This window comes from Streptomyces sp. NPDC052020 (genome assembly GCF_040680575.1).
GTDB lineage: Bacteria > Actinomycetota > Actinomycetes > Streptomycetales > Streptomycetaceae > Streptomyces.
Map to the genome: position 1 here is coordinate 100029 of NZ_JBFAWY010000024.1, position 21129 is coordinate 121157.

The window sequence follows — 21129 nt, forward strand, 5'->3', positions numbered from 1 at the left end:
TTCGGGATCCGTGATCGGCTTCCGGTCCGCTCCTGGGCGTCGTGCTGGGGAAATCCTGGCTAGCGCTGAGGTTGGCACCGGCTTTGACCTGCACGGACGACAGGCTTTTCATGCACCGGAGGATTGCCGAATCTGGAATTTCCCGGTCCCTGGAGGCTCATCACATCGCGCTACACGGCTGGGCTTGGTCTCCCCGTACGGCGCGTACCAGGAGCGTGCCTACGGTGCGCTTGTCGTGCTCAGGGGCCGGGAGCACGGTCGCGGTCACCTCGGCAAAACCGTACTCCTCAAGGAGTGCGGACCAGATGTCAGGCTCGTAGTCCCATCGCTTCACAATGGCCGGGTCCTCATCGGCCCCTCGGGGAACGTAGGACGCCTGGCAGCCATAGCAGCCCTTGACCGGGGGCCGCTGGGAGAAGGCGAAGACGCCGCCCGGCTGAAGGCCGGCGTGGGCGAGGGGTACCAACAGGCGGGGGTCGGTGAACCAGACGGCGCCGAAGACGCTGTAGATCGCATCGAAAATCGTGGACGTGTCCCGCAGGTAGGCCAGGGCGTCGGCCTGGTGGAGTTCCAGCCCGCCTACGTCGGACCAGCGGTCGCGGGCCTTGCCGAGTTGCCTGGCGGACAGGTCGATTCCCACCGGCTTCATGCCCAAGGTCGCCAGATGGGCGAGGTTGCCGCCGGACCCGCATCCGAGGTCGAGCACACTTGCGCCGGGGCGGAGTGCCAGTAGCTCGGCTCCGGGGCCGTGGTCGGCGTACTGGGTCCAGTTGAACCAAGTGGTCTCACCCTTGGCATTGGTCTGCCTTCGCTGCGGCTTGGCCTGTGAGTAGGTGTCCCATGCGGCGCTACGAGGGTCAGTCATGTGTGCGTCCGTTCTCGTTCATGGCGCAGCCGCCCGGCACCATACCGGGCGGCTGTCGCGGTTGCAGCTCGTTCCGCGGCTGCTACTTGCCCTTGCCGGTGTTCGGGCTGTCGGAGCATCCGGCGTAGGACTGGGTGCAGTCGGCGGCGCCGTTGATCGGCCAGAACTCGGCGTCCGTGTGGAAACCGGCCGCGCGGATCATTTCGGCTGTACGACGCATCGCGGCCCGGCCCTCAGCCGGGTTGTGTCCGGCGTTGCTGCGGTCGGGGACGTGGTGGATGAACCCGCCGCCGAGGGCCTGGCAGAAGTCGGCGTAGGGCTTGGTGTGAAGCACGAACGCGTGCCAGAACAGGTCCACGCGTAGGCTGGGGGCTGCCTTCTCCGTGGTGTTCGCGGCGACGGCGAGGAACGCGGCGAGCTGGTTGACACCACGCGCGCCCTGGTCGTCGGTCATCTCCGGCCAGTAGTCCTCGCGGACCATGGTGATGAGGTCCGTCCGGAGGGTGGGGCTGATCAGGTCGAGGACGCTGGTGCTGTTGTGCTGGGTAGTCGTCACGTCTGTGCCTTCCTGGTCAGGGGACCGGCTGATCCCGTGGAGTTGGTTCTGGACGTGCATCGGGGGCATTGGCAGGGCGGCCAGGCTGCGGACGCCATCGGCGTCAGCGGCTTCTCGGCGGTGCTGCTCGGGTAGGTCGCCTCAGCGCCGTACGTCTTGCCGGAGCCACCCTCCGTCGCTGTGGCTGGCCATCAGCTCACCCTCTCGTCCGGTTGCCCTGCCAGTGGGTTGATGCTCTCGCCGTTGAAGGGACGGAACGACGACGCTTCGGGCGTCGTCCGGGCGTCACTCAGAGGGGTGTCTATGACGCCACTCAGGGCGTCAAACCGGTGTCATTGTGTGGGTGTTGCGTCTAGCTTTGACGTCATGACGACGACCGCCGTGGTGCCGAATGATGTGCTGCGGGCCGTGCGTATCGGTCTGCGCTTAAGCCAAGACGACTTCGCCAAGGCCCTGCGCCAGGCGGGGAAAGAGCTGGGAGAACCCAACGAAGCGTCCAAGCGTCTGGTGCAGCGCTGGGAGTCAGGTACGAGCAAGACACCCCGAGGCGTGTACGCGAGGGCGTTGGAGCGAGTCACAGGCCGTCCCGTCGAGGCCCTGGGGTTCTCTTTGCCTGTGCCGGTGGCGAGGGTCCACGCAGACGGGGCAGGAGGGCATGACATGGATACAGGAGCAGAGGGTGTCACCTCCGCCGGCGTGGGGGCGCAGTCGGCCGCACAGAGCGGTGAGGAAACGTTCTCGGGCGTATGGCTCAGCCGGTACGAGTTCTACTCGTCCAGCCGGGCCAAAACGTACGAGGGCAAGCATTACGTGGTGATCGTCCAGCATGGCAACCGGCTGACCGCTCAGAGCCTGCCGGGGGCGTCCTCTAATCCGGACAGCCCGCTCACGCTGGATCTGACCGTGGACCGCAACGTGGTCACCGGGTCATGGGTGGAGCAGACCGCTTCGGATGGTTACTACAACGGGGCTCGGTACCACGGGGCCGTTCAGCTCCTGGTCGAGCCGACCGGCCGACGGATGGTCGGGAAGTGGGTCGGCTTCGGAAAGGACTTCGACGTGAACACGGGGCCGTGGGAACTGCGGCTTGTGGACAAGTCCGTCTCGAAGGCGACGCTGGAGTGCTACAGCCGAGTCCCCGACTAGGGGTCGGACAGTAGAAGACCCCCGATCGGAGATACTGCCTGTCGGCTTGAACATGGGACCGCATGTCGGCGATCACGGGGGCCTGCCTGCCGCTCCGACTTCCGCGCCACGGTTTTGAAACGTCCCCTGGCGAGTATGCGAGGCTGGCCGGGACGTACTCGGAGGTGGCCAACAATCCTGTGATCATTGACGGGAGGAAGTACCGGAGTTCCTTGGCCTCTGCTTCCAGGCCGGCCAGCTCCGCCTGACGCTTCTCCAGGCCCTGCCGCCACGAGGACCGGATGGGCTGCCACGCCGTGTTCGCGAGCCGCGCCAGCGCTGTCACCTCGGCCACCGATGGCTCAGGGGCTCCGAGCGCTCGCAGGATGAGTTCTACGTCGACCAGACTCGGTGTGATCTCGGCCGTTCAATCTTGCTGATCTTCGATTGGGGCATCGCGCAACGCTGAGCGAGCCGGACCTGGGACAGTCCGGCTCCCTTGCGAAGTGCCCGCAATGTCGCGGCCAGGTCGGCTTTCGACTGCCCCAGCCGCTCTGCGTCAAGCGTCAAGGCCTTTCACGTACTCCTCGAAGGGCACCGATTCGGAGAGGGCGATGCGCTGGTACTCACGGAAGGGCCCGGTGTCGCCGTCGTACAGTTCTCGGCTGATCTGGGTTCCGTCGGCCTCGTAGTGCATGAGCACGACTCGGGAGCGATCGAACATCCAGAAGTCGGGTGCCCCCTCAAGAGGATTGGGACGGTCGGTCACGTCGAGGATGCGGACAGCCTCACCGGCCTCGACACTGAATCACGAACGCCCCCGAAGCGGTCCGGTAGACGTTCGGGCAGTCGTCACCTCCGCACTCTCCGTTGCCGTTGCCGGTGAGCCGGGTCAGTTCCCCACGCGTCATCACACCCCCTTGGATGGTGCAGGGGCGTTCCCCGCACCGGGAAACGACGCTAGTCGCGCTGTCGGGAGCCGTCTACGACGACTCGGGGATATTCCTGTAGTGGCGTACTTGATCTTACGAACCGGCCCGACGTGACAACGCCCAAACATCGGTCTCTGCTGCGTAGGTCAGGAAGTCCGCCCAGGCGGTGGGCGGGAGGGACAGCCGAGGGCCGGCCGGGTTCTTGGAGTCGCGGATGTGGACGGTGGTGGGGCTCGTGGCTATCTCTACGCAGTTGGAGCCGTCGCCGCTGTAAGTGGACTTCCGCCAGTCAAGGGTTTGCATGGCTGGTTCCTTCACAGGTCCTGGATGCGGTGGTGGATGAAGTCGCGCGTCATGTCGGGGGCCAGCGCGCAGGACTCCATGCGGTCCAATACCAAGCGGTACTTGGTCAACTGCGCGTCGGCGTCGAGGAAGTCGCAGGCACCGTGGTGTGAGTCCAGTTGGACCGTGTCGAGCTGCGGAACGGGGCCCTCGATGTAGTCGAAGGACTGACCGGTGGTCGGGAGACCCCAGAGCCGCACGCGTCGCACGCGTGACCGTACGGGCCGCTCTCGACGGGCACGGCAGGCACGAGTTGGTGGACACCGTCGAGCTGCTGGTGTCGGAGCTGGTGACCAATGCCTACCGGCACACCGCCGGACCGTGCTCGCTGCGGCTGACCGCGCTGGGCGACGGGCGGCTGCGGGTCGGGGTGTGGGACGGCGACCCGTACGTCCCCGCGCCCTTCGCCGGGCCGCCCGCGGGCCGTGCCGTTCCCGCCCCGCCCGGCGCGGACGGGGGACGCGGGCTGCACCTCGTGCGGGAGTACGCCGACGTGTGGGGCGGCTGGTCGCTCGGGGAGCGGGACGGCCTCCCGGGGCGCGGGGCGGGGAAGCTGCTCTGGTTCGAGACGGGGGGCCCGGGGCCCCGGCCGGGCTCGGGCGTCAGTCCGTGAACCCCTCCGCCGCCCGCTGCTCCCGCAGCTCCATGATCGCGCGGCGGCGCGCGAGGCGGTGGGTGCGGCGGATCTGGGCCTCCTGGTAACGCCGCTTGTCCTGCTCGGTCTCCGGGATCACCGGCGGCACGCGGCGCGGCTTGCCGTCGGCGTCCACGGCGGCGAAGACGAGGTAGGCCGAGCCCACCTGCGTCGGCGGGGCGGACTCGTTCCAGCGCTCGGCCAGGACCCGCACGCCGACCTCCATCGAGGTCCGGCCGGTCCAGTTGACCTGGGCCTTCACATGGACGAGGTCGCCGACGCGGACCGGCTCCAGGAACGCCATCTCGTCCATCGAGGCGGTGACGGCCGGACCGCCGGAGTGGCGGCCGGCGACGGCGCCCGCCGCGTCGTCGACCAGTTTCATGATCACACCACCGTGCACCGTGCCCAGCAGGTTGGTGTCGTTGTGGGTCATGATGTGGCTCAGGGTGGTGCGGGACGCCGAGGTCGGCTTGCCCGGGATCTCCGGGGCCTGCGCCTCGGCGGCTGAGGCGTGGTCTGCCTGGTCTGTCATGGCCTCCACCTTATGCGGGGCGGCGACGGCGTATTTTGTGTCGGGTTCGCAACAGCGCCGCCCCTGTTTTCCGACGACCCTTGTATGCGGCACAGCCGGGACCTGCACACTGGGAGCCATGAGTGATTGGCCCGAGGGATGGTCCGACGACGACCGCGGCAGATACGGACGCGGCAGCGCGAGCGCGCAGCCCGAGGGCGCGCGCGTCATGCGGCAGATCCGGCGCGGGCAGGCCGGGCCGCCCGGCCAGGGCCCCGCGGCCCCGCCCCACGGCGGCCGGGTGCCGCCGCAGCCGTCGTACGTCGACGGCCGCGGCCACGACGCCTACGGCGACCCGGGCGGCGGCTACGACAGCGGCTACAACACCGGCCAGGTCTACGGGACCCCCGGCGGCCGGGGCCCCGGCGGTCCCGGTGGGCGCGGCCCGCGCCCCGCGCCGAACTGGCGGCGCCGCATCAAGGTGACCGCGATCACCGTGGTGACCGTGCTCGTGGTGACCGCGGTCGGCACCTACTTCTGGGCCGACTCCAAGCTCAACCGCGAGGTCGACCTGTCGAAGGTCATCGACCGGCCGGAGGCGGGCGAGGGCACCAACTACCTCATCGTCGGCTCCGACAGCCGCGAGGGCATGTCGGACGAGGAGAAGAAGAAGCTGCACACCGGGTCCGCCGAGGGCAAGCGCACGGACTCGATGATGATCCTGCACACCGGCGGCAACGGCTCGACGCTGATCTCCCTGCCCCGCGACTCGGACGTGGAGATCCCGAGCTTCGTCGGCTCGGAGTCCGGCAAGCGGTACGAGGCCACCGGCCGGCATGTGAAGCTGAACGCCGCCTACGCCGAGGACGGCCCCGAGCTGCTGGTGCGCACCGTGGAGCACAACACCGGCCTGCGCATCGACCACTACGTCGAGATCGGCTTCGCCGGCTTCGCCAACATCGTGGACGCGGTCGGCGGTGTCGAGATGGACATCCCGCAGGACATCAAGGACACCAAGTCCGGCGCCGACTTCGAGAAGGGCAGGCAGACCCTGAACGGCGAGCAGGCCCTCGCCTTCGTCCGCACCCGCTACGCGCTGGCCGGCTCCGACCTGGACCGGACCAAGAACCAGCAGAAGTTCCTGTCGGCCCTGGCCGGCCAGGTGGCCACCCCCTCGACGGTCCTCAACCCGTTCAAGCTCTACCCGACCATGGGCGCCGGCCTGGACTCCCTGATCGTCGACAAGGACATGGGCCTGTTCGACCTGGCCGACATGTTCTGGGCGATGAAGGGCGTCAGCGGCGGCGACGGCACCTCCATGAACATGCCGATCGCGGGCAGCGCCGGCAACGGCAACCTCCAGTGGGACACCGCCAAGGTCAAGCGGCTCGTGGAGCAGCTGAAGAACGACGAGACGGTGACCGTCTCCGGCAACTGAGCCCGGTGCGCACCGGGCGGGGAGAGGGCACCCCGGCGCGGGGTGCCCTCGCCGTCGCCGGGCGGGTCACATCATGGCGCCCGCCATGGCCCGGCAGGTCGCGGCGCAGCGGCGGCACGCCTCGGCGCAGCGCTTCATCTGCGGGTCGTCCGGCATCGCCATACACGCCTCGGCGCACATCTCACAGGCCCGGGCGCACAGGGCGCACATCTCGGCCGCCATCGGCGAGCGGCGCATCATCATGTCGGCGCACAGCCGGGTCATCTCCGAGCAGTCCATCAGCGCGCGCATGATCCGCATCTGGGCCTGACCGCCCCTCTGCAGGCACGAGCTCATGGTCTCCTCGCACAGGGCGTGGCAGGACATGCACGCCTCGACGCAGTCCTGCATCTCCTGGCTCATCGCGGTCGTGGTCGCGGGCTGCTCCATGGTGTCCTCCTCGGGACGGGCGGGGGATGCGCGGGCCGCGAACCGGCCCGCCCCTTTGTCGTACGCCCGCCGGACCCCGTCCGCCACGGGGGGAGGGGACGGATCCGCCAAGCGGGGCCCCACGGAGGGATGGGGGCGGATTCGCCGAGCGGGCCCCATGGAGGGATGGGGGCGGATTCGCCGAGCGGGCCCCACGGGGGGCGGGGACGGTTCCGCCGAGCGGGCCCCACGGGGCCGGGGGGACGGATTCGCCGAGCGGGGGCCGTCCCGGGTCGGTCGCGGCTACGGCTTCCCGCACACCACCTCGTCGCCGCGCACCACGCCGCCGGGCTCCCGGACCGGCTGCTCGGCGCGGACCTTGCGGACCCCGGTGAAGTCGGTGCCCGCGATCACCTTCAGCGTGGGCCCGAGCCCCGCGACCGGTCGCAGCTCGCTGCCCGGCAGGGCCGCCGCCAGCGACCTGGCGGAGCGGTCCCAGCGGGGGTCGTAGGCGACGACGGTCCGCCGCACGGAACGGTCCGCGGCGTTCACCGGCATCCGGGTGGTGCCGAAGCCGGCCGCCGCCAGCGCCGTGTCCACGCGCCGCCCCAGCCCGGCCGTGTGCGTGCCGTTCTCCACCTGGACGCGGATGTGCCGCGGCTCCACCGGCACGGCCGGCACCGGCGTGCTGCGCGGCTGGTGGGCGGCGAGCGGCTCGTCCTCGCGCAGTGCCCGGAAGAGCCGCTCGGCCCTGGCGGTGTCCCACTTCAGGGTCGAGCCGACGCCCTTGACGGCGTACCCCATCTGCTCGATGGGCACCGTCGCGAACTCCGACGACGAGGGGGAGAAGTTCCGCATGGCCCGGCCCAGCGCCAGCAGCTCGCCGGTGCCGAAGCCCTTGTCGGCGCGGACCGAGCCCAGCACGGCCCGGGTCACGTCCCGGAACTTGAGCGGGTTCAGCAGGATGCCCGAGGAGGTCGCCCGGTCGATGAGGGCGGCCAGGAACTGCTGCTGGCGCTGCATCCGCCCCAGGTCGGAGGCGTTGTCGAGGTGCCGCGCGCGGACGTACTGGAGGGCCTGCCCGCCGGCCAGGGTGTGGGTGCCGGCCGGCAGGTCCAGGCCGGTGTAGCCGTCCTTCAGCGGCCGGGGGGTGCAGACCCGCACGCCGCCGAGGACGTCGACGGTCTTCATGAAGCTGGTGAAGTCGACCTCCAGATAGTGGTCGATCTTCACGCCGGTCATGGCCTCGACGGTGCGGACGGTCAGCTGCGGGCCGCCCTCCGCGTAGGCCGCGTTCAGCTTGAGCGGGTGGCCGCCGCGCCGCTTGCCGGTGGCGGCGTCGGTGTACGCCGGGGTCACGGCGTACGAGTCGCGGGGCAGGCTGACCACGCTGGCCCGCTCCCGGTCCGCCGAGATGTGCACGATCATGATCGTGTCGGTGCAGTGGCAGGGCGCGCCGCCCAGCCGGTACCGGCGCCGCTCCTCGGGGGTGATCCGGTCGCGGCCGTCGGTGCCGACCAGCAGGACGTTCATGCCGTGCCCGGCCCGCGGCCGGTTCTTCATGTCCTTGAAGGCGTCGACCCGGGCGATGTCCGCGTCCAGGCCGCTGAGCACCGTGTGCCCGATGCCGGCCGAGGCGAGGACCACCACCGACAGGGTGGTCACCACCCGCAGCGCCCAGCGCGGCCGCTTCCGCCCGGCGGCGGGTCCCGGCGCCGCCCGGCCGGAGGAGCGCGGGCGGCGCCGGGGCGGCGGGGGTCCGCCCGGCGCGGACGGGGCCGGGACACTGGGGGAGGGGGAGCGGGGCGGCATGGGCAAGGGGACACCTCCGCGAGGACTGGCCCTGGTACCGGACGTGCGAATCCGTGAGCACCGTAGGCCCATACGATCTGCGGCCCGGTGCAGCGGCCCCCGCGGCGCGCACCGGTGTCCCCCGTTCGCGGTAACGTGAGCTCCGATGAACGCCAACTCCGACGTGCAGCTTCCCGCCGTGTCCGTGATCATGCCGGTCCTCAACGAGGAGCGGCATCTGCGCGGCGCCGTCCAAGCGATCCTCGCGCAGGAGTACGCCGGCGAGATGGAGGTCGTCATCGCCCTCGGTCCGTCCACGGACCGCACGGACGAGATCGCCGCCCAGCTCGTCCGCGAGGACCCGCGTGTGCACACCGTGCCCAACCCCAGCGGGCGCACCCCGGCCGCGCTGAACGCCGCGATCAAGGCGTCGAGCCATCCGGTCGTGGTCCGCGTCGACGGGCACGGCATGCTGTCGCCGAACTACATCGCCACGGCCGTACGGCTGCTGGAGGAGACCGGCGCGCAGAACGTCGGCGGCATCATGCACGCCGAGGGCGAGAACGACTGGGAGCGCGCCGTCGCCGCCGCCATGACCTCGAAGATCGGCGTGGGCAACGCCGCCTTCCACACCGGCGGCCAGGCGGGCCCCGCCGAGACGGTCTACCTCGGCGTGTTCCGCCGGGAGGCGCTGGAGCGGCAGGGCGGTTACAACGAGGAGTTCATCCGCGCCCAGGACTGGGAGCTGAACTTCCGCATCCGCGAGGCGGGCGGGCTGATCTGGTTCTCGCCGGAGCTGAAGGTGTCCTACCGGCCCCGGCCGAGCGTGCGGGCGCTGGCCAAGCAGTACAAGGACTACGGCCGCTGGCGGCACGTGGTCGCCCGCTACCACGCCGGCTCCATCAACCTGCGCTACCTCGCCCCGCCGACGGCGGTGTGCGCGATCGCGGCCGGGATCGTGGCGGGCGCGGCGCTCACCCCGTGGGGCTTCGTGATCCCCGGCGGCTATCTGGCGGCGATCGTCGCCGGGTCGGTGCCGGCCGGCAAGGGCCTGCCGCTCAAGGCGCGGGCGCAGATCCCCGTCGCGCTGGCGACCATGCACATGTCGTGGGGCTGGGGCTTTCTGACCAGCCCGCGGTCGCTGGCCCGCAAGGTGATCGCCAGCCGCCGCCCGGCGGTCCGCGCGGACGCCGACGCCGGCTCACGGTGACGGCCGTCGCGCGGCGGACCGCGGCTTTCCGGGTGAGGGCCGGGGCGCGGGCGGCCGTCAGGACCAGGTGAACGCCGGGTCCACGCGCATGCACGCCGTGTCGTCCGCGCCGTTGAGGGCGTCGGCCGTCTCGGGCGTCTTGTCGTCGCTCTCGGGCGCCCGGTAGGCCGTACCCTCCCGCCAGTCCGCGCCGACGACGAGCGTGACCCCCGAGACGTCCGTGGACCGCTTCACCGAACTCAGCGGAATGCCCAGGGCCTCGGCGACCCGCTGGGCGTCGCCCTCCAGTTCGGCGCTGGGGAAGCGCACGACGGTCCGGGCCTCGCTCGCGGACGCGGCGGGGTCGGCGACCGCCTGGGTGAAGCCCTTGTCCGCCAGCAGCCCGGCGACGGTGGTCGCGCGCCCGCTCGCCGGGGCCAGGACGTCGGTACGGGTGCCGTTGCGGACCTGCACCGCGATCTCGCCGTCGGGGGCGGCCGGGTCGTCCGACTCCCGCCGCGGCGTCTTCTTCTCCGTGCCCTTGCCGTCCAGCGGGATGTCCTCGCGCACCAGCCGGAACAACTGCTCGGCGTCCTCGGTCGGCTCCACCCGGGCGCCCACGTACCGGTTGGGCATCGTGGTCATGGTGATGCGCTCCGGCTTCACCTTCCGCAGCTCGGTGCTGAGGTCGTACAGCTTCTTGACGGTGTCGAGGCCCGGGTCGACGGTGAGCGCCTCGGTCGCCTCCTCGGCGAGCCTGCGCAGCTTGTTCGGATTGCTCAGGGTGGCGTTCTCGCGGAGTTGGCGGACCATCGAACTCATGTACATGTGCTGCGCCTTGGCGCGGGCGAGGTCGCTGCCGTCCTCGAAGCCGTAGCGGGTGCGCAGCCATTGCAGGGCCTGCTCGCCCTTGACCGGGTGGGTGCCCTTGGCCAGTTTCAGGCCCGAGCCGTGGCCCTTGCCGTCACGGGAGTGGATGTTGGCGTCCACGCACACCGGTACGCCGCCGACGGCGTCCGCCATCGACACCACGCCCGCGAAGTCCACCATGACGAAGTGATCGATGTGGATGCCGGTGAGCTCCTGCCAGGTCGCCACCGTGCAGCCCGGGCCGCCGTGCCCGAGGCTCTGGTTGGTCATCACCCGCCCGTCGCTGGCGGGGTAGACCTTCCCGTCGTCCGGGTCGGTGCACTTGGGGATCCGCACCAGGGTGTCGCGCGGCATGCTGACGACCGACATGTTGCTGCGGTCCGCGGACAGGTGCACCAGCATCTGCACGTCCGCCAGCGGCGTGCCCCCGAACGTCTCGCGGGCGCCGCCCAGTTCCTGGTTCTCCTTGGTGTCCCGGGCGTCGGAGCCGATGACCAGGATGTTCAGCGGGACCTGCCCGGCGGCGTTCGGCGTGGGTTCGGCGACCTTGCTGTCGCCCAGGTTCAGGGGGTCCTTCTCGATGTTGCCGTTGAGGTGCTCGTAGTACAGGTATCCGGCGCCGGCCGTGCCGAGTATCAGCACCGCCAGGGTGACCGCGGTCCAGCGCAGCGCGCGGCGCCCGCGCCGGGGCGGCAGGCGTCTGCCGCCGGCGTGGCCCTCCGCGCCGTCCTTGCCGTCACCGCCCGGCTCGCCCTCCGCGCCGCCGCCGGAGGGCCGTCCCCGCCGGTCCGCCGCGGGCGGGGAGCCGTCCTCGCCCGGCCGCCGCCGGGGCCGCCGGACCGGCGGCAGCGTGGCCTCCCCCTGCACACTGTTGCGGGTCACGTCCCGTCCTCCCCACCCTCGCGCCATGGGCACGGGCCCGTCCCTCGTCCGGTCTGACGTACGAGGGGCCCCGCAGGTCCGCTCGCGGGCCTCAGCCGGCGCACTGCACCTTGTCCGCCGTGGACTTCTCCACGTCCGGCGCCTTCTGCGACGCCGCGTTGAGCTTGACCCCCGCGCCCTTGAAGTCCTTGCCCAGGGTCAGGGTCATCGTGGGCAGGCCCTGGGCGTTGGTGACGCTCTCGCCGGGCTTCATGGCGGCGCCGGACAGGCCCAGGATGCCGGCCAGGCGGCGGGCCTGGTCGGCCTGTGCGGGGGCGTACTCGAGCGTGGTCCTGGCCAGCTCGGCGGGCGCGTTGCCCAGGTTCTCCGACTTGTCCACGCCCTGCTCCGTCTGGAGCCAGGCGAGGGTCTCCTGGGCGCTGCCGGCCGGGGCGCCGCCGTTGAGGATGCGCACCCGCACGTCGGAGGGGGCCGACTTGTCGCCCTTGAGCCGGGCGGCGACGGCGGCCGCCTCCCGCTTCTGCTGCTGCTTGGCCGCGGTGAGCGAGACGTCGTTGACGATCGTGTCGAACAGCTGGGGGGCCTTCGATTCTTCGAGGACGACGGTGGCCTTGACCGTCTCGGCGGGGTTGTCCTTCACCGGCACCGTGGTGAAGGAGATGTTCTTCGTCGGCACCTTCTTCAGCTCCAGGGCGATGTCCTTGAGCGTGCCCACCTTCCGGATGGCGGAGTCCACGGTCAGCGCCTTGGTGGCGGCCTCGGCGAGCTTCACCAGCTTGGTGGGGCTGGTCAGGGTGTCGCCGGAGGACATCTGCCGCATCAGCGAGGCCAGGAACTGCTGCTGCACCTTGATGCGGTCCAGGTCGCCCTGGTTGCCGAAGGCGTGCCGGGTGCGGACGAAGGCCAGGGCCTGCTCGCCCTGGACGGTGGACTCGCCCTCGGGCAGGTTCAACTTGGACTTCTCGTCGTTGACGGCGTGCTGCAGGCAGACCTTCACGCCGCCGACGGCCGAGGTGAGCGTCTTGACCGCGTTGAAGTCGGCCATCATGAAGTGGTCGACCGGGATGCCGGTGTTCTCCTTCACCGTGCGCATGGTGCAGCCCGGGTCCCGGCCGCTCTCGCCCAGGCTCCGGTTGAAGCGGACGCCCTGCGAGCCGGGGATGACCTGGGTGGAGCCGTCGGCCTGCTTGGTCGGGCAGTCGGGGATGTCGACGATGAGGTCGCGGGGGATGCTGAGGGCGGTGGCGTTGGAGCGGTCCTTGGAGACGTGCAGCAGGATCGTGGTGTCGGCGTGCCCGGCGCTGCCCGCGTCGCCGTAGCCCTCGTTCCCGGCGCCGGTGCGCTTGTCGGTGCCGATGACGAGGATGTTGAACGCCTCGTCCTTGCTGAAGGTGCTCTTGCCCGCGTCGCCGACGTCCGTCGCCGAGACGTTGCCCTCCAGATGCTTGAGGTAGAAGTAGCCGCCCGTGCAGGCGGCGAGCAGTACCAGCGCCATCGTGCCGCCGGTCCACAGCAGGACCCTGCGGCCCTTGGGCCCCTTCTTCGCCTGCGGCTCCGGGCGGCGGCCGCGCCGCCCGGGCGGCTCCTCGGGCGCGGTGCGGCGCCTGCGCTGGGACGGGACCTCACGGCGTGTCTCGCCGCCGTCCGTTCCGCGGCGGGGGGACGGCGCGCGGTCGCGCGGGGGTCTGCCGCGGCCCGCGCCGCGCGGGCCGGGCACGGGCGGTCGCGGTGCGGAGGGGGACAGTCGCAGTTCGTATTCGCCGGTGCGCGGATTGAGTACCCACTGGTCTGCGGGGTCGATGTCGTCCGCCCGCCCATGGCCTTGCGCGTCCACGGTCGTCCGATCCTCCGTCGGGGCACGCGGCACCTTCCGGGGAAGGCGCACGGTGATGGTCAGCACAGTGCACGACGCCAGGGCGGGCCACGCGGCGGGAGCACTGGATCGCTCACACTATCCGCCCAGTTCAGCGTCGAAAGACGTAGGTGACAAATTCGATGTCCCTACAACAGGGCAATTCCTCCTATTTCCACGACAGGGGCGCTACCGGCGGTAAAGCGGGTGTCCGTCCGGGCACGGAGCGTGTCCGCCCGTGGTGTCCCGTGGCGTCCTGCCCCTTTTCCGGTTTTCCCGGCTCCCGCGCCGGTGGCCGCTTCCGCGTTCACGTCTTGTTGGACGCACGAACCCCCGCGATGGGTGTACGCCGATTTCCGGCGGCCCCGGGGCTCCGGCGGCTCCGGCGGCGGCGCCTCCGGCGCGGCCCGGCGGCCGGCTCAGGGCCGCCGGGGGCGCGTCACTTGGCGCACTGCACCTTGTCCGCCGTGGACTTCTCCACGTCCGGCGCCTTCTGCGGGGCGTTGAGCTTCACGCCGGCGCCCTTGAAGTCCCTCCCCAGGGTCAGGGTCATCGTGGGCAGGCCCTGGGCGTTGGCGACGCTCTCGCCGGGCTTCAGGGCCGCACCGGACAGGCCGAGGATGTCGGCGAGACGGCGGGCCTGGTCGGCCTGCGCGGGGGCGTACTCCAGGGTGGTCTTGCCCAGGTCCTGCGGCGCGTCACCGGCGTTCTCCGACTTGGTGACGCCCTCGTCGTTCTGGAGCCAGGTGAGGGTCTGCTGGGCGGCGCCGTCCTTCGCGCCGCCGTTGAGGATGCGCACGCGGACCTCGGAGGGGTCCGCCTTGGCGCCCTTGAGCCGGGCGGCGACGGCGGCGGACTCCTTCTTCTTGCGCTGCTCGACCGCGGTGAAGGAGACGTCGTCCTGGATCATGGCGAAGACCTGTTCGGCCTTGGCCTCGCTCAGGACCACCGTCGACTTGACCGTCTCGTTGGGGTTGTCGACCACCGGGACGGTGGTGAACGTCAGGTTCTTGGTGTCGAGCTTGCCCAGTTCCAGCCCGAGGTCCTTCAGCTTGCCGATGCTGTTGAGCTGGGAGTCCACGGTGAGGGCCTCGGTGCCCGCCTCGGCCAGCTTCACCATCTTGGAGGGGCTGGTCAGCGTGTCGTTGGACTTGAGCTTGCGCATCAGCGCGCTCAGGAACTGCTGCTGGATCCCGATGCGGCTCAGGTCGCCGCCGAAGCCGACCGAGTGCCGGGTGCGCACGAAGGCGAGGGCCTGCTCGCCCTGGATGGTGTGCGTGCCCGCCGCCAGCTTCAGGTGCGAGTCCGGGTCGTCGATGTCCTTGGCCAGGCACACCTCGACACCGCCGACCGCCGTCGTCAGCGTCTTGACGGCGTTGAAGTCGGCGACCATGAAGTTGTCGGGCGTGACCCCGGTCAGCTCGGTGACGGTCCGCATGGTGCAGCTGGGGGTACGGCCGTTCTGGCCGAGGCTGGTGTTGAAGCGGACGCCCTGCTCGCCGGGGATGATCTTCGTCGTCCCGTCCTCCTGCTTGGTCGGGCAGTCGGGGATGTCGACGATGAGGTCGCGGGGGATGCTGAGGGCGGTGGCGTTGGAGCGGTCCTTGGAGACGTGCAGCAGGATCGTGGTGTCGGCGTGCCCGGCGCTGCCCGCGTCGCCGTAGCCCTCGTTCCCGGCGCCGGTGCGCTTGTCGGTGCCGATCAGCAGGATGTTGATCGGCTGGTCCTTGCGGAAGCCGCCGGTGCTCGCGCCGTCGTCGGACAGGGAGTCGATGTTGCCGTTCAGGTGTTCGAGGTAGAGGTAGGCGGTGCCCGCGGTGGCGAGCACGATGAACGCCAGCGAGCCGCCGGTCCACAGCAGGATCCGTTTGCCCCGCGTCTTCCTCTTCGCCGGCCGCCGCCCGCGCCGGCCCGGCGGCGGCGCCTCCGGCGCGGCCCGGCGCCGGCGCCGCGACGGAGCCGCCCGGCCCGGGGAGGGCGCGTCACGGCCCGGCGCGAGCGCGGTGTCCCCCGGAGCGGGGGCGGCGCCCGCCGGAGACGCCGGGGCCTTCGCGCCCGGCGCGGCGGGCGCGGTGCGGGCCCGCCGGGCACCCGCCCTTCCGGGTGCCGCCCGGCGCGGGCCGGGCACGGTCGACTGCGGTGCGGAAGGAGACAGTCGCAGTTCGTATTCGCCGGTGTTCGGGTTGAGCACCCACTGGTCTGCGGGGTCGATGTCCCCCGCCCGCCCACGGCCTTGCGCGTCCACGGTCGTCCGTATCCTCCGTCGGGGCCACGCGGCGCCTTCCCCCAAGGCGCTCGGGTCTCGGTCGATCAGTGCGCGACCTCAGGCCGAACCGTACGGTCGGGCACACCGGATCGCTCACACTAACCGCCCAGTTCAGCGCCGGACGACGCCGGTGACAAATTCCACGTCCTTTACACCCGGGCAATCCGCCCCTATACGGCACGTGAGTTCGTTTCCTGTGTGTTGCCTTGGAGCGCGCTTTACGCGCAGCCGTCCTCCGCGGCGGTGTTCCCCGGGAACGTGGGCGCCGGGGACGGGGAGCGGCCGAGTTCACCGGTCGGCATTTCCCGGGACTTTCCGCTGTCACGGCCGTACGCCCCGTAGTCGCCCGGGGCCACCGCGACCGGTTCGTCCCTCCGCAGCCGGTCGAACAGTTTCTGCGCCTCGGGCTCCACGAGTTGATCGCGATTGGGGTCCCGCGCATACGACTCTCGCGGAACCGTCAGGAATCGCACCCGCTCGGTGGGGATGCCGCGCAGACCGCGCGCGAGTTCGTACAGGCCGCGCAGAGTCGCCAGACCCGGGTCGGTGGTCAGGGACGAGGTGGCCGCGTCCAGGAGCGGATAAAGCTTCACCGGATTCAGCAGGACGTCGTTGCTCCGCACCTTGTCGACGAGCGCGGCCAGGAAGCGCTGCTGCCGCTCCATCCGGCCGGTGTCGCTGCCGTCGCCGAGCGACTTGCGGACGCGGACGTAACCGAGCGCCCGCTCCCCGTCGAGCGTCACCCGGCCCGCGGGCAGCTTCAGTCCGGCGGCCTTGTCGTCGACCGGTTCACTCAGGCACACCTCGACGCCGTCCACCGCGTCGACCATCTCCTTGAAGCCGTGGAAGTCGACGACGACATGGTGGTCGATCCGGATGCCCGTCAGCTTTTCCACGGTACGGATGGTGCAGGCCGAACCGCCCGCCTCGTAGGCGTAGTTGAGCATCGCGAACACCGGCTCGGTCCGGGACCCGTCCGCCCGGCGGCAGCCGGGCACGCGCACCATCAGGTCGCGGGGCACCGAGACGGCGGTGGCGCTGCGCCGGCCCGCGGCCAGGTGCAGCAGGACCGTGGTGTCGGACCGCGCGGTGCCCGAGTCCCGCCCGTAGCGGGCGTTGTCCTCGCCGGAGCGGGTGTCGGACCCGATGAGCAGGATGTTCCGCGCGCCGCGGACCAGGACGGTGGGCCGCTCGTTCGCGTAGCGGGCGAGCTCGGCCGCGGCGGCCTCGTCGGGCGTGATGTTGCCGTCCAGCTTCGCGTACACCGCCCACCCGGCCCCCGCGGCGGCGACGACGGCACCGCACACCGCGAGCCCCGCCGCGCGCAGCAGCCGCCGCCCGCGCCGGCGCCGCAGCGCCGCCCCGGTCGCGGACGCGCCCGCCCCCGGGCCCAGGGTCCGGCCGGCCCCGCTCCCGTCGGGCGCGCCCGCGGTGTCACTCACGTCTGGCTCCACCCCTCGTGTCGTACGAGCGTGTCCTGCGTGCCACGGTCCTCCCGCCGCCGGATGCGCGCGGGTCTCGCCGCCGCTCCTTCGACCATGGCGCGGATGGGCGGCGGGAGGTGGGCGGGGCGGGCCGAATGGGGGACGACGGGCCGGACGGGGCCGGACGGAGCCGGGGAGCGGCGGGGGAGTGATCGGGGATCGGCGGGGGCGATTGGGGAGGGCCGGGAGAGAGGCCGGGGGGGCGCCGGGGCTACCGGGCCGTGGCCGTCACCCGTTCGGTCTCGATGCGCTTGTCCAGGGCGTCCGCCCCCAGCCGGCCGAGGTGCCGGCACAGCACCACCGACCCGCCGGTGGCCAGCGGGGCGTAGAGGCCCGCGCTGAGCCCCTCCCACGTGTCGTACGGCAGTCCGGACAGGATGCGGGAACCCGGCCCCGTCAGCCCGAGCCCGGACGCCTCCGCCCGCGCCCGCTCCACCACTTCCGCCCCGCTGAACTCGCGTCCGGCCACGATCAGGGCGGGCACCTCCGGGTCGACCTGGGCGTACGGCACGAACCGGTCCCCCTGGCCCGGCACCTCCACGGCGTAGTCGGCGAAGCCCTCCGGCGGCTGCGGGAAACGCCCGCCGAGCGGGCGCAGCGCCAGCGCGATCCGCGCCCCGGAACAGGCCCGTGCCGCCTCCAGCGTCTCCGGGCCGCTCACCACCACGTCGGCCGCCGACGGATCGCCGGCGACGTCGGCGACGACGCCCACCGACGCGCACGCCAGCAGCCACACCGCCGTCTGCCAGTGCGCGGGCAGCAGCAGCGTCACCCGGTCGCCGGGTTCGGCGGACAGCTCGTCCTGGAGCAGATTGGCGGTCTTGGCCACCCAATTGGCGAACGTGGCCACGGACAATTCGACGCGCTCGCCCGTCGCGTCGTCGTAGAAGGTCACCAGGGGGCGCCCGGGGTCCGCGGCGAGCGCGGAACTCAGCAGGTCGGCAGGGGTACGGTCGCTCGCGTTCACCCGTGCAAGCGTACGCGGCGGCGGGGCCGGCCACCGAGTGGACGGGCGTCTGTGCCGCAGCCGTTGCGCCACCTCTTTGGGGTAATAAGTCCGACACGCCGTCAATTAGCGGATGGACAGATTTGTTGGCTCATGACCAGGATCGTGGTCATGCGTGGATTTCTTGCTCCCCCCATCGGCGTCACCTGTGCGGCCGCCCTCGCCCTCCCCCTCGCCCCGCCCGCGGCCGCGGCACCCGCGAGACCGGTGCCGACCGCGGAAGTGCCCGCGACCGGGCGGCCGGCACCCACGGACCCGGTGCCCGCGGCCGACCGGTCGCGCATTCCCGGCAGCACCCAGTCGCTCCCCCTTCGGCCGCTGTCCCGCGACCGCGCCGCCGGCCCCGCCGAACAGGGTCTGCCCGCCCGCGACGTACAGCGCTTCTCGCTGGTCGGCGTCGTCTGGGACGAGCCGGACACCGAGTTGCACGGCCGCGTCCAGGTCCGCACCCGGGCCACCGCCACCGGCGCCTGGTCACCCTGGCGGGACCTTGAGACGCACCACACCGACCACGGGGCCGACCCCGGTACGGCCGAGCGCCTCTCGGGGCGGGTGCGCGGGGCCACCGCGCCGCTGTGGGTGGGCGAGTCCGACGGCGTCGAGGTGCGGGTGCGGGCGGAGGGCGGGGGCGGACGGGAACGGGGGTACGAGGACGGCAGCGGAAGTGGCGGGCTCCGGGCGGTGGGTGTCCCGGCCGGTCAGGGCCTTCCCGCCGGGCTGCGCCTCGAACTCGTCGACCCCGGCGAGGCCACCGACCCGCCGCCGGAGGTACCGGCGGAGGACGGCTCCCGCACCGGTGCTCCCGGCCCCCAGTCGTCCGAAGCCGTCGCCGCCTCCGCGGCCAACGCCGGCCTCGCCCCGCTCGGCGCCGCCGAGATCCCCGCCCTCAGCCGTGCCCAGACCGTGAACGAGCTGATCGCCCTGGGAGCGGGTGCCCTGACGGGGCAGCGGCAGAAGGCCGAGCCGTACGTCGGCCCGCGACCGGGCATCGTCACGCGCAGCGGCTGGGGGGCGGACGAGAAACTGCGGGAGAAGAAGTTCGTCTACACGAAGAAGGTGAAGGCGGCGTTCGTGCACCACACGGCGTCCGGCAACAACTACACCTGCTCGCAGGCCCCCTCCGTCATCCGCAGCATCTACCGCTTCCACGTGGGGAGCATGGGCTGGCGGGACATCGGCTACAACTTCCTCGTCGACAAGTGCGGAAAGATCTACGAGGGCCGCGCCGGCGGCGTGGCGAAGCCGGTCCAGGGCGCGCACACCCTCGGGTTCAACACCAACAGCATGGGCGTCGCCGTCATCGGCACCTACAGCTCGACCAAGCCGTCCTCCTCCGCCGTCACGGCCATCGCGCGGCTGACCGCGTGGAAGCTCGGGCTGTACGGGATGAATCCGAACGGCAAGACGTACCTGACGTCCGGGGGCGGCAACCGCTACAAAAAGGGAAAGAGCGTACGGCTGAACGTTATCTCGGGCCACCGGGACGGGTTCGTCACGGACTGCCCTGGGGGGAAGCTGTACGGCAAGCTCGGCACGGCTCGCTCCACCGCGGCGCGGTATCAGGGCCGCTGAGCCGCTGGGGTTCTGGGGCACCGCACGGCCGTCGACGGTGCCAGGTCGCGTTCTGCATACACTGGCCGGCCGAAATACAGTTCGGCCGGTCCCGGCAGGAAGCAGAGACGACAGGTGACAGAAGCGATCCTCCTGGTCGGCGGCAAGGGCACCCGGCTGCGCCCGCTCACGGTGCACACGCCGAAGCCCATGGTCAGGGCGGCGGGGGTGCCGTTCCTCACGCACCAGCTGGCGCGGGCGAGAGCCGCGGGGGTCGAGCACATCGTGCTCGCCACGTCCTATCTGGCCGAGGTCTTCGAACCGCACTTCGGCGACGGGGCGTCGCTGGGGCTCCACCTCGAGTACGTGACGGAGGAGGAGCCGCTCGGCACGGGCGGGGCGATACGCAACGCGGCGGCCCGTCTGCACTCGGGGCCCGACGACCCGGTGCTGGTCTTCAACGGCGACATCCTGACCGGCCTGGACATCCGGGCGCTGGTGCGGACCCACGCGTCGTCGGGGGCCGATGTCTCCCTGCACTTGACGAAGGTGACCGATCCCCGGGCGTACGGCCTGGTGCCCACGGACGCGACGGGCCGGGTGCTGGCGTTCCTGGAGAAGCCCCAGACGCCGGAGGAGATCGTCACCGACCAGATCAACGCGGGGGCGTACGTCTTCCGCCGTTCCGTGATCGACACCATTCCGGTGGGGCGGCCGGTGTCGGTCGAGCGCGAGACGTTCCCCGAGCTGCTGTCGGCCGGGGCCCATCTGCAAGGCATGGTCGACTCCACGTACTGGCTGGACCTCGGCACACCGGCGGCCTTCGTACGGGGCTCGGCGGACCTGGTGCTGGGGCGGGCGCCGTCCCCGGCCGTTCCCGGCCGCTGCGGGGACCGGCTCGTACTGCCGACGGCTACCGTCGCGCCCGACGCCAAGCTGGCGGGCGGGACGGTGGTGGGGGAGGGGGCGTTCGTGGCGGAGGGCGCCCGGGTCTTCGGCAGCACGATCCTGCCGGGGGCGGTCATCGAACCCGGCGCCGTCGTCACCGACTCCCTCATCGGGAGCCGGGCGCGCGTCGGCGAACGATCCGTCCTCACCGGGACGGTCGTCGGCGACGGGGCGGTGGTGGGGCCCGACAACGAACTCCGCGAAGGCGTCCGCGTGTGGTGCGACGCGCGGATCCCGGCGGGGGCGGTGCGGTTCTCGTCCGACCAGTAGCCGGACGGGGGCCTGTGGCTCCGGTGCGCCCCGGTGCGGCTCATGTGGGGGTGCGGCGTCGTGCCTGCGGCGCCTGTGCGGCTTCGGTGGGGGTGCGCGTAGCGCCTTCGCGGGGGGGTGGGTCGGGTCGCGTCGGGGGGTGTCCGTCCTCGGAACGGCGCGGAATCGGTCGGCCAAGAACGTTCCGGTGTTGACGCGCCAACCGC

At 71.7% G+C, this 21129-nt stretch carries 18 protein-coding genes and 2 pseudogenes; 6 read left to right on the forward strand and 14 right to left on the reverse strand.

Translation table 11 applies throughout. The features are described 5' to 3' along the window. Positions 1-160: 160 nt before the first annotated feature. Both AB0L74_RS23715 and AB0L74_RS23720 read right to left on the reverse strand, forming a co-directional pair. Positions 161-865, reverse strand: coding sequence for a class I SAM-dependent methyltransferase (locus tag AB0L74_RS23715; protein WP_365655715.1), 705 nt, complete (start codon positions 863-865; stop codon positions 161-163). 82 nt (positions 866-947) lie between these two features. Beyond that, positions 948-1421 carry a hypothetical protein gene (locus AB0L74_RS23720; RefSeq protein WP_365655718.1) on the reverse strand — a complete coding sequence of 158 codons (474 nt, stop codon included), beginning with the start codon at positions 1419-1421 and terminating at the stop codon, positions 948-950. Positions 1422-1787: 366 nt separating this feature from the next. Between AB0L74_RS23720 and AB0L74_RS23725 the strand changes: the two genes are divergently transcribed. Next, complete coding sequence (locus tag AB0L74_RS23725; protein WP_365655721.1) at positions 1788-2567, forward strand: XRE family transcriptional regulator; 780 nt, start codon at positions 1788-1790, stop codon at positions 2565-2567. A 372-nt stretch (positions 2568-2939) separates the two neighbouring features. Here AB0L74_RS23725 and AB0L74_RS23730 read toward each other — a convergent pair whose 3' ends face one another. The 4 genes and pseudogenes from AB0L74_RS23730 to AB0L74_RS23745 all read right to left on the reverse strand — a co-directional run. Further along, a complete protein-coding gene (locus AB0L74_RS23730; RefSeq protein ID WP_365655725.1) occupies positions 2940-3116 on the reverse strand; it encodes a helix-turn-helix transcriptional regulator in 177 nt (58 codons plus the stop codon). Beyond that, a pseudogene (locus AB0L74_RS23735) lies at positions 3106-3342 on the reverse strand (DUF6879 family protein); the annotation flags it as partial. The pseudogene AB0L74_RS23735 and the gene AB0L74_RS23730, both read right to left, overlap by 11 nt. A gap of 229 nt (positions 3343-3571) precedes the next feature. Continuing rightward, entirely contained in the window at positions 3572-3781 is a 210-nt protein-coding gene (locus AB0L74_RS23740) for a DUF397 domain-containing protein (protein ID WP_365655728.1), read from the reverse strand. An 11-nt stretch (positions 3782-3792) separates the two neighbouring features. After that, positions 3793-4002: pseudogene (locus AB0L74_RS23745) on the reverse strand (Scr1 family TA system antitoxin-like transcriptional regulator); the annotation flags it as partial. A 29-nt stretch (positions 4003-4031) separates the two neighbouring features. On the opposite strand from AB0L74_RS23745, the gene AB0L74_RS23750 reads away from it, so the two are divergent. Further along, positions 4032-4433: an ATP-binding protein gene (locus tag AB0L74_RS23750; protein ID WP_365655731.1), complete on the forward strand. Its 402-nt coding sequence runs from the start codon at positions 4032-4034 to the stop codon at positions 4431-4433. On the opposite strand, the gene AB0L74_RS23755 is transcribed toward AB0L74_RS23750, so the two are convergent. After that, positions 4423-4989 carry an acyl-CoA thioesterase gene (locus AB0L74_RS23755; protein ID WP_365655734.1) on the reverse strand — a complete coding sequence of 189 codons (567 nt, stop codon included), beginning with the start codon at positions 4987-4989 and terminating at the stop codon, positions 4423-4425. The genes AB0L74_RS23750 and AB0L74_RS23755 overlap by 11 nt on opposite strands. 118 nt (positions 4990-5107) lie before the next feature. On the opposite strand from AB0L74_RS23755, the gene AB0L74_RS23760 reads away from it, so the two are divergent. Beyond that, positions 5108-6406 carry an LCP family protein gene (locus AB0L74_RS23760; RefSeq protein WP_365655737.1) on the forward strand — a complete coding sequence of 433 codons (1299 nt, stop codon included), beginning with the start codon at positions 5108-5110 and terminating at the stop codon, positions 6404-6406. A 66-nt stretch (positions 6407-6472) separates the two neighbouring features. On the opposite strand, the gene AB0L74_RS23765 is transcribed toward AB0L74_RS23760, so the two are convergent. Both AB0L74_RS23765 and AB0L74_RS23770 read right to left on the reverse strand, forming a co-directional pair. Continuing rightward, positions 6473-6835, reverse strand: a complete 363-nt coding sequence (locus AB0L74_RS23765) for a four-helix bundle copper-binding protein (protein WP_365655740.1) — start codon at positions 6833-6835, stop codon at positions 6473-6475. 282 nt (positions 6836-7117) lie between these two features. Continuing rightward, positions 7118-8626, reverse strand: a complete 1509-nt coding sequence (locus AB0L74_RS23770; RefSeq protein WP_365655743.1) for an LCP family protein — start codon at positions 8624-8626, stop codon at positions 7118-7120. A gap of 145 nt (positions 8627-8771) precedes the next feature. On the opposite strand from AB0L74_RS23770, the gene AB0L74_RS23775 reads away from it, so the two are divergent. After that, on the forward strand, positions 8772-9815 hold the full coding sequence (locus tag AB0L74_RS23775; RefSeq protein WP_365655747.1) for a glycosyltransferase family 2 protein: 1044 nt from the start codon (positions 8772-8774) through the stop codon (positions 9813-9815). A 57-nt stretch (positions 9816-9872) separates the two neighbouring features. On the opposite strand, the gene AB0L74_RS23780 is transcribed toward AB0L74_RS23775, so the two are convergent. The 5 genes from AB0L74_RS23780 to AB0L74_RS23800 form a co-directional block, all read right to left on the reverse strand. Then, the gene (locus AB0L74_RS23780; RefSeq protein WP_365655786.1) at positions 9873-11573 is read right to left on the reverse strand and encodes an LCP family protein; all 1701 of its coding nucleotides are present in this window, start codon (positions 11571-11573) and stop codon (positions 9873-9875) included. Between the two features lie 64 nt (positions 11574-11637). After that, positions 11638-13380: an LCP family protein gene (locus AB0L74_RS23785; protein WP_365655750.1), complete on the reverse strand. Its 1743-nt coding sequence runs from the start codon at positions 13378-13380 to the stop codon at positions 11638-11640. 457 nt (positions 13381-13837) lie between these two features. After that, positions 13838-15643 carry an LCP family protein gene (locus AB0L74_RS23790; protein ID WP_365655753.1) on the reverse strand — a complete coding sequence of 602 codons (1806 nt, stop codon included), beginning with the start codon at positions 15641-15643 and terminating at the stop codon, positions 13838-13840. A gap of 239 nt (positions 15644-15882) precedes the next feature. Further along, a complete protein-coding gene (locus AB0L74_RS23795) occupies positions 15883-17106 on the reverse strand; it encodes an LCP family protein (protein WP_365655756.1) in 1224 nt (407 codons plus the stop codon). 253 nt (positions 17107-17359) lie between these two features. Further along, positions 17360-18115 (reverse strand): TIGR03089 family protein, encoded by a 756-nt coding sequence (locus tag AB0L74_RS23800; protein ID WP_365655759.1) that lies wholly within the window; start codon positions 18113-18115, stop codon positions 17360-17362. A gap of 150 nt (positions 18116-18265) precedes the next feature. On the opposite strand from AB0L74_RS23800, the gene AB0L74_RS23805 reads away from it, so the two are divergent. Next, positions 18266-19726 carry a peptidoglycan recognition protein gene (locus AB0L74_RS23805; protein ID WP_365655762.1) on the forward strand — a complete coding sequence of 487 codons (1461 nt, stop codon included), beginning with the start codon at positions 18266-18268 and terminating at the stop codon, positions 19724-19726. 114 nt (positions 19727-19840) lie between these two features. After that, positions 19841-20923 carry an NDP-sugar synthase gene (locus AB0L74_RS23810; protein ID WP_365655765.1) on the forward strand — a complete coding sequence of 361 codons (1083 nt, stop codon included), beginning with the start codon at positions 19841-19843 and terminating at the stop codon, positions 20921-20923. Positions 20924-21129 lie beyond the last annotated feature (206 nt).